The sequence below is a fragment of the Cupriavidus oxalaticus genome, assembly GCF_016894385.1.
Taxonomy (GTDB): Bacteria; Pseudomonadota; Gammaproteobacteria; order Burkholderiales; family Burkholderiaceae; genus Cupriavidus; species Cupriavidus oxalaticus.
The window spans coordinates 2427171-2440790 of the sequence record NZ_CP069812.1 but is presented as its reverse complement, the minus strand read 5'-3'; the positions used below and the strand labels follow the sequence as shown (position 1 = coordinate 2440790).

At 69.0% G+C, this 13620-nt stretch carries 11 protein-coding genes; 6 read left to right on the top strand and 5 right to left on the bottom strand.

Annotation, left to right across the window (positions count from 1 at the left end; all coding sequences use genetic code 11):
• Window positions 1–7 precede the first annotated feature (7 nt).
• The 6 genes from JTE92_RS23635 (at window position 8) to JTE92_RS23610 (ending at window position 6876) form a co-directional block, all read left to right on the top strand.
• A complete protein-coding gene (locus JTE92_RS23635) occupies window positions 8–784 on the top strand; it encodes a phosphocholine cytidylyltransferase family protein (RefSeq protein WP_063238168.1) in 777 nt (258 codons plus the stop codon).
• Window positions 781–2496, top strand: a complete 1716-nt coding sequence (aepX, locus tag JTE92_RS23630) for a phosphoenolpyruvate mutase (RefSeq protein ID WP_063238167.1) — start codon at window positions 781–783, stop codon at window positions 2494–2496. The genes JTE92_RS23635 and aepX overlap by 4 nt, the downstream gene beginning before the upstream one ends.
• Window positions 2493–3686: a phosphonopyruvate decarboxylase gene (gene aepY / locus JTE92_RS23625; RefSeq protein ID WP_063238166.1), complete on the top strand. Its 1194-nt coding sequence runs from the start codon at window positions 2493–2495 to the stop codon at window positions 3684–3686. Before aepX ends, aepY begins: the two co-directional genes overlap by 4 nt.
• Complete coding sequence (locus JTE92_RS23620) at window positions 3686–4750, top strand: 2-aminoethylphosphonate aminotransferase (protein ID WP_063238165.1); 1065 nt, start codon at window positions 3686–3688, stop codon at window positions 4748–4750. The genes aepY and JTE92_RS23620 overlap by 1 nt, the downstream gene beginning before the upstream one ends.
• A 216-nt stretch (window positions 4751–4966) precedes the next feature.
• Window positions 4967–5434 (top strand): nucleoside deaminase, encoded by a 468-nt coding sequence (locus JTE92_RS23615; protein ID WP_084254501.1) that lies wholly within the window; start codon window positions 4967–4969, stop codon window positions 5432–5434.
• 191 nt (window positions 5435–5625) lie between these two features.
• A complete protein-coding gene (locus JTE92_RS23610) occupies window positions 5626–6876 on the top strand; it encodes an MFS transporter (protein WP_063238164.1) in 1251 nt (416 codons plus the stop codon).
• A 14-nt stretch (window positions 6877–6890) separates the two neighbouring features.
• Here the strand turns inward: JTE92_RS23610 and JTE92_RS23605 are convergent, their stop codons facing one another.
• The 5 genes from JTE92_RS23605 to JTE92_RS23585 are packed head-to-tail and all read right to left on the bottom strand — an operon-like array spanning window position 6891 to window position 13569.
• Window positions 6891–8033, bottom strand: a complete 1143-nt coding sequence (locus tag JTE92_RS23605) for an ABC transporter permease (protein WP_063238163.1) — start codon at window positions 8031–8033, stop codon at window positions 6891–6893.
• A 1-nt stretch (window position 8034) separates the two neighbouring features.
• Window positions 8035–10824: a ribosome-associated ATPase/putative transporter RbbA gene (gene rbbA / locus JTE92_RS23600; protein WP_275440515.1), complete on the bottom strand. Its 2790-nt coding sequence runs from the start codon at window positions 10822–10824 to the stop codon at window positions 8035–8037.
• Window positions 10821–11891: an HlyD family secretion protein gene (locus tag JTE92_RS23595; protein ID WP_063238162.1), complete on the bottom strand. Its 1071-nt coding sequence runs from the start codon at window positions 11889–11891 to the stop codon at window positions 10821–10823. The genes rbbA and JTE92_RS23595 overlap by 4 nt, the downstream gene beginning before the upstream one ends.
• Window positions 11888–13399, bottom strand: a complete 1512-nt coding sequence (locus tag JTE92_RS23590) for an efflux transporter outer membrane subunit (RefSeq protein ID WP_084254500.1) — start codon at window positions 13397–13399, stop codon at window positions 11888–11890. The genes JTE92_RS23595 and JTE92_RS23590 overlap by 4 nt, the downstream gene beginning before the upstream one ends.
• On the bottom strand, window positions 13399–13569 hold the full coding sequence (locus JTE92_RS23585; RefSeq protein WP_157096916.1) for a hypothetical protein: 171 nt from the start codon (window positions 13567–13569) through the stop codon (window positions 13399–13401). Before JTE92_RS23585 ends, JTE92_RS23590 begins: the two co-directional genes overlap by 1 nt.
• Window positions 13570–13620 lie beyond the last annotated feature (51 nt).

Here is a 13620-nt window from a genome sequence, read left to right as displayed (position 1 = left end):
AGAAAATATGCGAGCGATCATTCTTGCCGCGGGTCTTGGCCTGCGTTTGCAGCAACCGCCCGGAGAACAATTCCCGAAGTGCCTGTTGCGCTTCGATGGCATGACCCTGCTGGAACGGCATCTACGCATGCTGGACGCGGCGGGCGTCACGGAGATCGTGCTTGCGCTTGGTTTCCAGCCTGAACAGGTCAAGGCCGAACTCGACCGGCTCGGACATTCGCCCCATCCTGAAATCGTTCTGAATCAGCGCTACGAGCTCGGCAGCGTGCTGACCGTGCACACCGTCGCCGATGCGCTCACGCGCGGCGGCGACGTGCTGCTGATGGACGCCGACGTGCTCTACGACGAGCGCATTCTCGCCGCGCTGGTCGCCGGCGACAGCGTCAACCGCCTGCTGATCGACCGCGACTTCGAAACCGGCGACGAGCCGGTCAAGCTTTGCCTGCGGGACGGCCTTCCGGTCGAGCTGCGCAAGCAGGTCGCGGTGGGCCTGGAATATGACACGATCGGCGAGTCGGTCGGCTTCTTCCGTTTTAGCGAGCAGACCGCGCGCCGCCTGGCGCAGATCGTCGCGGGGTATGTCGAGCGCAATCAGGAGAAGATGCCGCATGAGGAAGCGGTGCGCGATCTGCTGCTGGAGGGCGGCCATGCATTCGAGATCGCGGACGTGACCGGTGCGCCCTGGCTCGAGATCGACTTCCCGGGCGACGTCGCGCGCGCGCGCGATGAAGTGTTGCCGCAACTCCAGCGCTGGTCTGGGGTCCCCTCGGGAGTCACGCCATGAACGCCCGCACTCCGGCTTTGTCCACTGCGTCGCGCAGCGCCACGCTGCGCCAGTTGCTGGTGAGCAGCGAACTTGAATTCATGATGGAGGCCCACAACGGGCTCTCGGCCCGGATTGTGCGCGAAGCGGGTTTCAAGGCCATCTGGGCCTCCGGCCTGGCGATCTCGGCGCAATTCGGCGTGCGCGACAACAACGAGGCAAGCTGGACACAGGTGGTCGACACGCTCGAATTCATGGCCGATTCCAGCGGCTTGCCGATCCTGGTCGACGGCGATACCGGCTACGGCAACTTCAACAATGTACGGCGGCTGGTACGGAAGCTCGAACAGCGCGGCATCGCGGGCTTGTGCATCGAGGACAAGCAGTTCCCCAAGACCAACAGCTTTATCGACGGCGAACGCCAGCCGCTGGCCACGATCGACGAGTTCTGCGGCAAGATCAAGGCCGGCAAGGATACGCAGACGGATGCCGATTTCTCGATCGTCGCGCGCGTGGAAGCACTGATCGCTGGCTGGGGCATGGACGAGGCCTTGCGCCGGGCCGAAGCCTATCGGCAGGCCGGCGCCGACGCGATCCTGATCCACAGCAAGCTGTCGCGGCCGGATGAGATCCTCGAGTTCGCACGCGAGTGGGCCGGCCGCGCGCCGCTGGTGATCGTGCCGACCAAGTACTACAGCACCCCCACCGAGGTATTCCGCCAGGCCGGCATCAGCCTCGTGATCTGGGCCAACCACCTGGTCCGGGCGGCGGCATCGGCGATGCAGGCGGTGGCCAGGGAGATCCACGACACCCAGACGCTGGTCCATGTCGAGGACCGTATCGCGCCGGTGAGCGAGATCTTCCGCCTGCAGGACGCCGACGAGTATTCCGCCGCCGAACGGCTGTACCTGTCTGGCTCCGAGGCGCCCGGCGCGGCGGTTGTGCTGGCGGCGAGCCGGGGTGAAGGGCTTGACGCGCTGACCGCCGAGCGGCCCAAGGTCATGCTGCCGGTCGCGGGCAAGCCGCTGCTGCGCTGGCTGGTGGACGCCTTCAAGATGCAGGGCATCCACGACATCACCGTGGTCGGCGGCTATCGTGCCGATGCGATCCAGTGCGCGGGTGTCACGCTGGTGCGCAACGAGCGCCACGCGAGTACCGGCGAGCTGGCGTCGCTTGCGTGCGCGGCCGACGGCCTGCATACGGATACCGTGATCGCCTACGGTGACCTGCTCTTTCGCAGCTACTTCCTGCGCGACCTGTTCGAGAGCGAGTGCCGCTTCAGCGTGGTGGTCGACTCGTCGCAGACGCAACCGTCGAACCAAAGCGTACGCGATTTCGCCTACTGCTCCGCGCCTGACGATCGCGCCCTGTTCGGCCAGAAGGTCCTGCTGCGGCATGTGTCGAACAAGGCGCGGGAAGTGGCCGTTACCGGCGGGCAGGCGCCGCAGGGGCGCTGGATCGGCCTGCTGTGCGTGCGTGGCGCCGGGCGTGAGGCCTTGCAGCAGACACTTGCCGGCCTGCGCGCGCGAGCGGATTTCGACACGCTGGATATGCCTGACCTGCTCAACGCCCTGATCGATGCGGGCGAGGAGATCGACGTGAAGTATGTGCATGGCCACTGGCGCAGCGTGAACGACCTGGAGGACTACCAGCGCGCGGGGGAGTTCGCGCATGCCCGGCTGCCGTTCGTCCAGGGTGCACCCGACACACCCGGCAGCGAGAAACGCCGATGATCGAAGCGGCTCAGTTTATCGAGGCGGCGCTGGCGCGTGGCTTCTCCTGGTATGCGGGGGTGCCGTGCTCGTATCTCACTCCCTTCATCAACTACGTGCAGCAGGATCCATCGCTGCACTACGTCTCGTCGGCGAACGAAGGCGACGCGGTAGCGCTGATCGCTGGCGTGACGCTCGGGGCCAGGGGAGGGCAGCGCGGCATCACGATGATGCAGAACTCCGGCCTTGGCAATGCGGTGAGCCCGCTCACTTCGCTGACCTGGACGTTTCGCCTGCCGCAATTGCTGGTCGTGACGTGGCGAGGGCAACCGGGCACCGCGGACGAGCCGCAGCACGCGCTGATGGGCCCGGTCACGCCGGCGATGCTCGACACCATGGAGATACCCTGGGAACTGTTCCCGACCGACGCGGCTGCCATCGGCCCGGCGCTCGATCGCGCGCTGGCGCATATGGACGCGACCGGACGCCCTTACGCGCTCGTCATGCAAAAGGGCAGTGTCGCGCCCTGTGCGCTCAAGCCGCAGGATCGACCCGCGCCGCGTGCGCGATGCGCGGCGCGCACGCAATGGCGGGGGGGCGCGCCGGATGCGCTGCCTTCGCGTCGCGATGCCTTGCAGCGCGTGATTGCGCATACGCCGGCCGCTTCGACGGTGGTACTGGCATCGACCGGTTTCTGCGGCCGCGAACTGTATGCGCTCGATGACCGGCCAAACCAGCTCTATATGGTCGGCTCGATGGGTTGCGTGGCTTCGTTTGCCCTCGGCCTCGCGCTGGCGCGCCCGGACCTGCATGTGGTCGCCATCGACGGCGACGGTGCCGCCTTGATGCGCATGGGCAACTTCGCCACGCTGGGCGCATACGGCCCGTCGAACCTCACGCACGTGCTGCTCGACAACGGCGCGCACGACTCGACCGGCGCACAGGCCACGGTGTCGCCCAATGTGTCATTCGCCGGCGTGGCGGCGGCTTGCGGCTATGCCTCGGCGGCCGAAGGCGACCGCCTCGAACTGCTTGACGAGGTGCTCGCGGCAGCTGTGCCGGGCGAGCCGGGCGCCGCTCCCGGATCGCGCTTCGTGCGGCTGATGATACGGGCCGGCACCCCGGACGGCCTGCCCCGGCCCACCATCACCCCCGCGGAAGTGAAGTCCCGCCTCGCGCGCCACATCGGCGCTGATCACGGAGAGAACTGATGCTATTGCTGAACCCCGGCCCGGTTACCTTGACCGAGCGCGTCCGCCGCAGCCTGCTGCAGCCCGACCTGTGCCATCGCGAAAGTGAATTCTTCGATTTGCAGGACGAGGCGCGCGCGCGGCTGCTCGATGTCTACCGGCTGAACCCTGCCGAGTGGACCGCGATATTGATGACCGGGTCCGGCACGGCGGCAGTCGAAAGCATGATAGCCGCGCTGGTGCCGGCGCGCGGCAAGCTGCTCATTGTCGAGAATGGCGTGTACGGCGAGCGCATCACGCAGATTGCGGGTCAATACCGCATCGACCATGAGGTGATCAGGCATGACTGGATGCAGGCGCCGGATCCCGACCGGCTGGCCGCCGTGCTCGACGCGGACCGGGCCATCGGCCACGTGGCGGTGATCCACCATGAAACGACGACCGGGCGCTTGAACGATCTGCACGCGCTCGACGTCGTTTGCCGCCAGCGAGGCGTTCGCTTGCTGGTCGACGCCGTCAGCAGCTTCGGCGCCGAGCCGATCGACTTCGGCGGCAGCATTGCCGCCGTGGCCGCCACCGCCAACAAGTGCCTGCACGGCGTGCCGGGGGCCGCCTTCGTGATCGCGCGGCGTGATGCGCTGGCCCAGGCAGCAAGCCGGACCTACTACCTGGATCTTGGCCGGCTGGCACGCCTGCAGGATCAGCGCAACACCCCTTTCACCCCGTCCGTGCACGCCTACTACGCCCTGGTGGAAGCGCTGCGCGAGCTCGACGACAGCGGCGGCCAGCCTGCCAGGCACGCGCACTATGCGGTCCTGGCAGAGCAAGTGCGCGCGGGACTTGCATTGCGTGGCATCGCAAGCGCGTTGCCGGCGGACCAGTCCTCCGTCGTCCTGCGCGCATACCGTTTGCCGGCGAGCTTGTCGTACACGCAGTTGCACGACGGCTTGAAAGCGCTCGGCTTCGTGATCTATGCCGGGCAGGGACAACTGTCGGACGAACTATTCCGGATCTCCACGATGGGACATATTCAGGCGCATGACATCGAGCGCCTGCTGCAGGGGTTTGCGGCATTGATCACCTGATGGCACGTCGGCCTGCTGCAGGGACCGAACTGTGCTGCGGCTCAACATCGGCACCGTCCGGGTCAACCGGACTCACCCCATCGGGCCCGGCATGGCTGGCATCAAATACGCCGTATAACAACTTGCAGCACGCCGCGCACGCACGCTGGCCTATAGTCTGTCAGCCATCCACCGCATCGGCCCGCTCGGGGCCGATGCCCTTACCGGAGATAACGCGTGTCGACCACGGAAACCTATCTGATCGATTCCATCCGCCTTGCCATGGATAACGTGCGGGAGCGCAACACCTGGCCATTCGGCGCCGTGGTGGTCAAGGATGGCAAGGTGCTGGCGCGCGCGGTCAACGAGGTGGAAGCCGCCTGCGATCCCAGCGCACACGCCGAAATGCAGGCGGTGCGCGCCGCGAGCCGGGCGCTGGGCAAGCCCGACCTGAGCGGCTGCACGGTCTACGCCAGCGGCTACCCCTGCCCGATGTGCCTGAGCGCGATGTATCTTGCCGGCGTCGGGGCGGTCTACTACGCCTATTCCAACGAAGACGGCGCGCCCTACGACCTGTCCGCGGAGCGCGGCTATGTCGAGCTGGCGCGGCCGGTCGAGCAGCGCGAGATGAAGCTGGTCTACCAGCCGGCGCGCGATGAAGGCCCCGACCTCTATGAGGCGTGGCGCGAACGGCAGGACCGCTAGGGCAGGGGGGAAGCCGCACCGCCGCAGGGCTGAGCGCCCGGGAAACGTGCCGGTGCGCCGGCACGTTTCGGCGTTTTGCCGCACAATACGGTCTTGCGCGCCGCACAGGAGCACGCTGGATCACCAGAGGCGGGGTCATCGACCCGCCCGGCAGCGGGCGGCATTCCGTAGAACCCTCTGCAATCCTGTACATGGCCGCCCCCTATGCACACGCCGCCGCGGACGCCGTCCGCGCGCCTGACGCTTCCGTTCCCACCTCCGCTGAACCGCCGGCACGTTCCGGCCGCCTCGCGCTGCTGGCGCTTGGTGTCGGCAGCTTTGCCATCGGCACCGGCGAATTCGTCATCATGGGCCTGCTGCCCGATGCCGCGCGCGACCTTGCCATCTCCATCCCCGAAGCCGGCCACCTGATCAGTGCCTACGCGCTGGGCGTGGTCATCGGTGCGCCGTTGCTGGCGGTGCTCGGCGCGCGCTGGCCGCGGCGCAACCTGCTGGTGGCGCTGATGGCGGTGTTCGCGGCGGGCAATCTCGCCAGCGCGATGGCGCCGGCCTACCTGTCGATGCTGGTGGCGCGGCTGCTGACCGGTTTCCCGCACGGCACCTACTTCGGCGTGGCGGCGCTGGTCGCCGCCGGGCTGGTGCCCCGCGAGCGGCGCGCGCAGGCGGTGGGGCTGGTGATGCTGGGCCTGACCAGCGCGACGCTGGTCGGCGTGCCGATCGCCGCCACGGTTGGCACCTGGCTGGGCTGGCGTTCCGCGTTCGTGATCGTCGGCGCGCTCGGCGCGCTGACGGCGCTGCTGGTCTGGCACTGCGTGCCGTTCGTGCCCGCAGACCGGCACGCCAGCCCGTTGCGCGAGCTGTCGGCGCTCAGGCGCAAGCAGGTGTGGCTGACGCTGGGCATCGGCGCGATCGGGTTTGGCGGCATGTTCTCGGTGTTCAGCTACATCAAGCCGACCATGCTCGAACTGGCGCACATGCCGGCGGCGGGCATCCCCGTGGTGCTGGCGCTGTTCGGCGTCGGCATGGTGGCGGGCAATCTCGCCGGCGCGCGGCTGGCCGACAAGGCGCTGATGCCGACCATCGGCGGCGTGCTGGTGTGGACCGCACTGGTGCTGGGCGCTTTCACCTTCACCGCACCGCATGCGTGGCTCGCCGCCGCCAACGTGCTGCTGGTCGGCACCGTGGTGGCCCTGGGTCCGGCGCTGCAGATCCGGCTGATGGACGTGGCCGGCGATGCCCAGGCGCTGGCCGCGGCGCTCAACCATTCGGCGTTCAACCTGGCCAATGCGCTCGGGGCATGGCTGGGCGGCGTGACCATCGCCGCCGGCTATGGCTGGACCTCGACCGGCTGGGTCGGCCTGCTGCTGGCGCTCGGCGGCCTGGCGATCTATGCCTGGTCGGTGCTCGACATGGACCGCCGCGGCGCTGCCGCGACGGCCTGACGCCGCGCCTGGCGCTACGCCATCTGGCTGATGGTCTTGCGGAAGCGGTTCAGCGCCAGGCCGAACAGCACCGCGCCGATGCCCAGCAGCGCCAGGAACGGCTTCCAGACCACGTCCAGCCCCGCGCCGCGGAACAGGATGGCCTGGCCCAGCGCGACGAAATGCGTCGTGGGCGCGGCCAGCATGATGCCCTGCACCAGCTGCGGCATGCTTTCGCGCGGCGTGGTGCCGCCGGAAAGCATCTGCAGCGGCAGCAGGATCAGCACCACCAGCATGCCGAACTGCGGCATGTTGCGCGCCAGCGTGGCCAGGAAAATGCCCATCGAGGTCGTGGCGAACAGGTGCAGCAGCACGCCGCACATGAACAGCGCGAGCGAGCCTTCGATCGGCACGTGCAGCGCGCCACGTACCACCAGCACCAGCGAAAGCATGGCGGCGAGCATCACCACCAGCCCCATCGACCACACCTTGGCCAGCATGATCTCGGTCGGCGTGACCGGCATCACCAGCAGGTGCTCGATGGTGCCGTGCTCGCGCTCGCGGATCAGCGCGGCGCCGGTCAGGATGATCGACAGCATGGTCACGTTGTTGATGATCTGCGTGAGCCCGCCGAACCACGATTGCGTCAGGTTGGGGTTGAAGCGCGCGCGCAGCGCCAGCTCGACCGGCAGCGACGGCGTGTCGCGGTAGCGCTGCACGAACTCGGTCACTTCATCCGTGAACATGCGCTGGATATAGCCGCTGCCGCTGAACGCCTGCGTCATGCGCGTGGCGTCGACGTTGAGCTGCACCTGCGGCGCGCGTCCCGCCAGCACATCCCGCTGGAAGCCGGGCGGGATGTCGAGTGCAAAGGTATAGTCGCCGGCGTCCATGCCCCGGTCCATCTGGTCGGGCGAGATCATCTTCGGGACGGCGAACTGCGGCGGATAGAAAGCCGACACGATGCGCTCGGCCAGCGGCGACGAATCCTCGTTGACCACCGCGATCGGCGCCATGTGCAGTGTTTCGGGCGTTGCGGTGGCGCCGGTGTAGACCGACACCGTGAACACGTAGACGATCAGCACCAGCAGCGTGGGGTCGCGCAGCAGGCTCCACAGCTCCTTGATCCCGAGCCGGTAGATATGCGCGAGATGGGTAACGAATCCGCGCTGGCGCATCTCAGGTCTCCTGCTTCTTCAGCAGCGCCGCGGTGGCGCCGAAGATCACCGGCACCGCCGCCAGCAGCGCCCAGAACGCGCCGGCCAGGTCATGCAGGCCCAGCGCCTTGTTGAACACGCCGCGGCTGATCGCCAGCATATGCGTGGCCGGATAGATCTCGCCGGCCAGCCGCGCCGTGCCTTCCAGCGACGACACCGGCACCAGCAGCCCGCTGAACTGCACCGCCGGGATCAGCGTGCCGATCATGGCGAAGAACATCGCCGCGATCTGGCTGCGCGTGAAGGTGGACGCCAGCATGCCGATGCCGGTGGCGCAGAAGGCGTACAGCAGCGCCGCCAGCGTGAGCGCGGCGAAGCTGCCCTTGACCGGCACGCCGAACACCGTCACCGCCAGCAGCGACATCAGCAGGAAATTGAACAGCGCCAGCCCGACATAGGGCAGCTGCTTGCCGAGCAGGAATTCCGTGCGCGTGACCGGCGTCACGTACAGGTTGGTGATCGAGCCCATTTCCTTCTCGCGCACCACCGCCAGCGCGGTCAGCATGGCCGGCAGCATCATCAGCAACAGCGGGATCACCGCCGGCACCATCGCCGGCAGGCTGCGCACGTCGGGGTTGTAGCGGAAGCGCGTTTCCAGCGTGGCGGCACTGACGGCGTCCTGCCCGTAGCGGTGGCGCATCTGGTCGAGCAGCCAGCCCTGGTGCATGCCCTGCACGTAGCCCTGCACGGTTTCGGCGCGCGCGGGCATCGAGCCATCGATCCAGACGCCGACCTGCGCGCCGGCGCCGCGCTGCACGTCGCGCGCAAAGCCGGCGGGGATTTCCACCGCCAGCGCCAGTTCGCCGCTGCGCATGCGACGGTCGAGGTCGTCATAGCCCGACAGCGGCGGCTGCTCGATGAAATAGCGAGATCCCGACAGGTTCAGCGCATATTCCTGGCTGGTCACGGTCTGGTCGTGGTCGAGCACGGCGAAGCGCAGGTCTTCCACGTCCATGCCGATGCCATAGCCCATCGCGAACAGCAGGATCACCGAACCCACCAGCGCCAGTGTGCCGCGCACCGGGTCGCGGCGCAGCTCCAGCGTCTCGCGCCACATGTAGGTCAGCGCGCGGCGCAGGCTGAAGCGGGGACGGCGCGCCGGGGCCGGCTCGGGCGCGGCCGGTGCTCGTGCAGGCGCCTGTACCGGTGCCTGTGCCGGTGCCTGTACCGGCGCGGCCCCGTCCGCCGGGGTGGCGCCGCTGGCCTGCTCCAGGTAGCCGATGAAGGCCGCCTCCAGCGAAGCCGCGCCGCTGCCGCGCACCAGTGCCGCCGGCGTATCGCTGACCAGTACCCGCCCGGCATGCATCAGTGAGATGCGGTCGCAGCGCTCGGCTTCGTTCATGAAGTGGGTGGAAACAAAGATGGTCACGCGGTCGCGTCGCGACAGCTCGATCAGCAGCCGCCAGAAGCCGTCGCGCGCCACGGGGTCGACGCCGGAGGTCGGCTCGTCCAGGATCAGCAGCTCGGGCTTGTGCACCATCGCCACCGCCAGCGACAACCGCTGGCGCATGCCCAGCGGCAGGTTGGCGGGCAGGGTGTCGCGCACATCTTCCAGGCCGAAGCGGGCCACCATCTCATCCACGCGCCGCGGGATCTCGCCGGCCGGCACCGCGAACAGCCGCGCGTGAAGCTCCAGGTTCTGCCGCACCGTCAGCTCGCCGTACAGCGAGAACGCCTGCGACATATAGCCCACGCGCTTGCGCGTATCGATGTCGTCCGGCTCGATCTCGCGGCCGAACAGCCAGGCCTTGCCTTCGCTGGCAGGCAGCAGCCCGGTCAGCATCTTCATGGTGGTGGACTTGCCGCAGCCGTTGGAGCCGAGGAAGCCGAAGATCTCGCCGCGGCGGATGCGGAAGCTGACATGGTCGACCGCGACGAAGTCGCCGAAGCGCATGGTCAGGTCCTGCGCTTCGATGGCCACTTTGGCGTTCTCATCGGCGACCAGCGGCGTGATCGATACCGGGCTGTGGCCACGCCGCCGCGCTTCGGGCAGCAGGGCGATGAAGGCGGCTTCGAGCGTGTCGCTGCCGGTGCGCGCCAGCAGCTCGGCGGGCGTGCCGGTGGCGAGGATCCTGCCGGCATCCATGGCCACCAGCCAGTCGAAGCGCTGCGCCTCGTCCATGTACGCCGTGGCGACGATCACGCTCATGCCGGGGCGCGTGCCGCGGATGCGTGCGATCAGGTCCCAGAACTGCGCCCGCGCGAGCGGGTCGACGCCGGTGGTGGGTTCGTCGAGGATCAGCAGGTCGGGATCGTGGATCAGCGCGCAGCACAGGCCCAGCTTCTGCTTCATGCCGCCGGACAGCTTGCCCGCCGGCCGCGCCAGGAACGGGTGCAGGCCGGTGCTGCGGGTCAGGTCGTCGATGCGGCGGCGGCGCTCGTCGGCGCCGTGGCCGAACAGGCGGCCGAAGAACTGCAGGTTTTCTTCCACCGACAGCGTCGGATAGAGGTTCTTGCCCAGTCCCTGCGGCATGTAGGCGATGCGCGGGCACACCGCGTCGCGGTGGCGCCGCGAACGCATGTCGCCGCCGAACGCCTGCACCGTGCCCGCCTGCACCGCGCGCGCGCCGGCCACCAGCGACAGCAGGCTGGACTTGCCCACGCCGTCGGGCCCGATCAGGCCGATCATGCGGCCCGCCGGCACTTCCAGGTCGATCGCGTCCAGCGCCACGGTGCGGCCGTACTTCAGGCTGACGCCAGCCAGGCGTGCGACCTCGGCAGGGGCAGGGAGGCCGGCAGCACGGATGGTCACCGCGGCACCTTGATGTCGAGGCTGTCAGGCCACGGCGTGTCGGGGTCGAGCTTGACCCATGCCACGCCCGGCACGCCGGTCTTGACCTGCTTCAGGTGCTTCTGCAGCAGGTCGCGATCGATCTGCGCCTTGATGCGGAACATCAGCTTCTCGCGTTCGCTGGCGGTCTCGACGGTCTTGGGTGTGAACTGCGCGGTGCTGGCGACGAACGACACCCTGGCCGGGATCACGTAGCCGGGCGCGGCGTCGAGGATGATGCGCGCTTCCGCGCCGAGTGGCACCCGCCCGGCGACCGTGGCGGGCAGGAAGAAGGTCATGTAGACGTCGGACAGGTCGACCAGGTTGAGCACCTTGCCGCCGGCGCCCAGCACCTCGCCGGGCTGTGCGATGCGGTACTGCACGCGCGCGTCGCGCGGCGAGGTCAGCTGGCTGTCGGCGATATCGGCCTGGATGCGTGCGACGGTGGCCTCGGCGGCCGTGATTGCCGAGCGCGTGCCGACCAGCTGGGCCTTCGCGGCTTCCACGGCGGCCTGTGCCGCAGCGACCTGGGCCTTCGCCGCGGCCACCGCAGCCTGCGCGCTGCGCACGCGGGCCCGGTCGTCGTCCAGTTCCTGGATCGACGAGGCGCCTTCGCGCGACAGCGTGCTCGAACGCGCCAGGCGCCGCTGCGCCGCATCGAGTTCGCTTTCGCGCTGCGCCACCAGGGCCTGCGCCGCGAGCGTGTCGCTGCGGCGCACCGCGACCTGCGCCTCCGCGCTGGTCGCGGCATTGATAGCCTGCTGCTGTTGCGCCCGCGCTTCGTCGCGCTGCGCTTCCAGCGTCTGGATCTGCATGCGCGCCAGCGGCGTGCCGGCGGAGACGAAATCGCCTTCGTTGACGAGGATGCTGTCGACGCGGCCAGGCAGCTTGGTCGCCACGTCGATCTGCGTGGCTTCGATGCGGCCGTTGCCGCTGGCAAAGCCGGGGCCGGGACCGGTGTCGCGCAGCGCGCGCCAGCCATAGGCGCCGGCAGCGATGGCCGCTGCCACGGCGAGCAGGGGGATGAGTGTCTTGGCCTGGACCTTCATGATGCGGGCCTGTCGGAAGAGGTTGAAACGGAAGCATCGGCTGCCGCCGGCCCGGCGAAATCCGCCGCGCCGCCGCCAAGCGCGGTGTAGAGGGCGACACGGCTCGACAGCAGCGCGCGGCGCGTCTGCACCAGCAGTTGCTGCGCGGCGAGCAGGTCGCGCTGCGCATCGAGGACTTCGAGGTAGGGCGTGGCGCCGTTGTCGTAGCGCAGCTTGGCCAGCCGGGCGCGCTCGGCCTGCAGGTCCAGCGTGGCCTGCAGGTCGGTGACTTGCCGGGCCAGCTGGGCGCGCGCATTGAGCGCATCGGAGACATCGCGGAAGGCGGACTGGATCGCCTTCTCGTACTGCACCACGGCCTGGTCGCGCCGCACTTCGGCCAGCTGCAGGTTGCTGCGGTTGCGGCCGCCGTCGAAGATCGGCAGCGACAGGGTGGGGCCGAAGCTCCAGGCGCGGTTGGGGCCTGTGAAGAGGCTGTCCAGCTCGAGGCTGGCCGTGCCGATCGAGCCGGTCAGCGCGATGCGCGGGAAGAACGCCGCACGGGCCGCGCCGATATTGGCGTTGGCCGCGGCGAGCTGGTGTTCCGCGGCGACGATGTCGGGCCGGTTGGCCAGCAGGTCGGAAGGCAGGCCGGGCCGCACGTCGCGCAGCACGTGGTCGTCATCGAAGCGGTGCGCCGCGGGCGGCAGTTCCACCGGTGCGCCGACCAGCAATGCCAGCGCATTGGCCTGCGCGGTGCGTTCCTGCTCCAGTTGCGCGCCCAGCGTGCGCGCCTGCCGCCATTGTGCCTCGACCTGGGTCAGGTCGAACTTGGAGGTGGATCCCAGCTCGTAGCGCCGGCGAAAGATACGCAGCGATTCCGCGCGCGTGGCGATGGTTTCGTTGGTCAGCGCGATGCGCTCGTCGAGTTCGCGCAGCACCAGGTAGCTGTTGGCGACCTGGCCTGCCAGGCTGGTCGCGGTGGCCTGGCGCGCGGCGTCGGTGGCCAGGAAGTTCTGCAGCGCGGCGTCCTCGAGGCTGCGCACGCGGCCCCAGAAATCGAGTTCCCACGCGGTCATGCCAAGCCCGACCTGGAAGTCGTTCGCCGTCATCGGCTGGCCGGTCAGGCTGAAGTCGCGCGGGGTGCGCGAACGCGTTGCGGCGGCGTCGAGGCCGATCGTGGGAAACCGGTCGGCGCGGCGAATGCCGTAGAGCGCCTGCGCTTCCTCCACGCGCAGCACGGCGGCGCGCAGGTCGCGGCTGTTGTCCAGCGCCTGGCCGATCAGCGCCTGCAGCGCCGGATCCGTGAAGTAGTCGCGCCAGCCGGTGGCAGCGCTGGCAGTGGCCTGGGTGTCGATCCTGCCGGCCTGCGCGAAGGTGGCCGGCACGGGTGCGGCGGGCCGCTCCAGCGGCGGCGCCATCGAGACGCATCCGGCCAGCGCGACCGCGGCCAGTGCAAGGAGGGAAGGAGAGGCCGGATGCCGGCGGCGCGGGTGCGCTGAGGTGGGAGCCAGGCGGACGGGCGTGTCCATTACTCCGTCCTGCGGCGTTCCGGAAGTCGTTGGCTGCGGACCGGCACCGGCCGGCGCGCGCCGCGGCGGCAACGAAGCATGGCGGCCAGCGCCAGGCTGCCGAGCACGGCGGTCGCCAGCGCATACGCCGTCAGGTAACCCAGCAGCGGCACAAGTTCCAGGGTGGTCATTGGCTTCTCCCAGTGATTGCGTACAGGAACACTGTATCGAGCCGAATACAC

Bases quoted from the DNA above. Each gene is read 5' to 3' on its own strand.
- JTE92_RS23635 (WP_063238168.1), top strand. From the start codon at position 8: ATGCGAGCGATCATTCTTGCCGCGGGTCTTGGCCTGCGTTTGCAGCAA.
- aepX (WP_063238167.1), top strand. From the start codon at position 781: ATGAACGCCCGCACTCCGGCTTTGTCCACTGCGTCGCGCAGCGCCACG.
- aepY (WP_063238166.1), top strand. From the start codon at position 2,493: ATGATCGAAGCGGCTCAGTTTATCGAGGCGGCGCTGGCGCGTGGCTTC.
- JTE92_RS23620 (WP_063238165.1), top strand. From the start codon at position 3,686: ATGCTATTGCTGAACCCCGGCCCGGTTACCTTGACCGAGCGCGTCCGC.
- JTE92_RS23610 (WP_063238164.1), top strand. From the start codon at position 5,626: ATGGCCGCCCCCTATGCACACGCCGCCGCGGACGCCGTCCGCGCGCCT.
- JTE92_RS23605 (WP_063238163.1), bottom strand. From the start codon at position 8,033: ATGCGCCAGCGCGGATTCGTTACCCATCTCGCGCATATCTACCGGCTC.
- JTE92_RS23595 (WP_063238162.1), bottom strand. From the start codon at position 11,891: ATGAAGGTCCAGGCCAAGACACTCATCCCCCTGCTCGCCGTGGCAGCG.
- JTE92_RS23590 (WP_084254500.1), bottom strand. From the start codon at position 13,399: ATGGACACGCCCGTCCGCCTGGCTCCCACCTCAGCGCACCCGCGCCGC.
- JTE92_RS23585 (WP_157096916.1), bottom strand. From the start codon at position 13,569: ATGACCACCCTGGAACTTGTGCCGCTGCTGGGTTACCTGACGGCGTAT.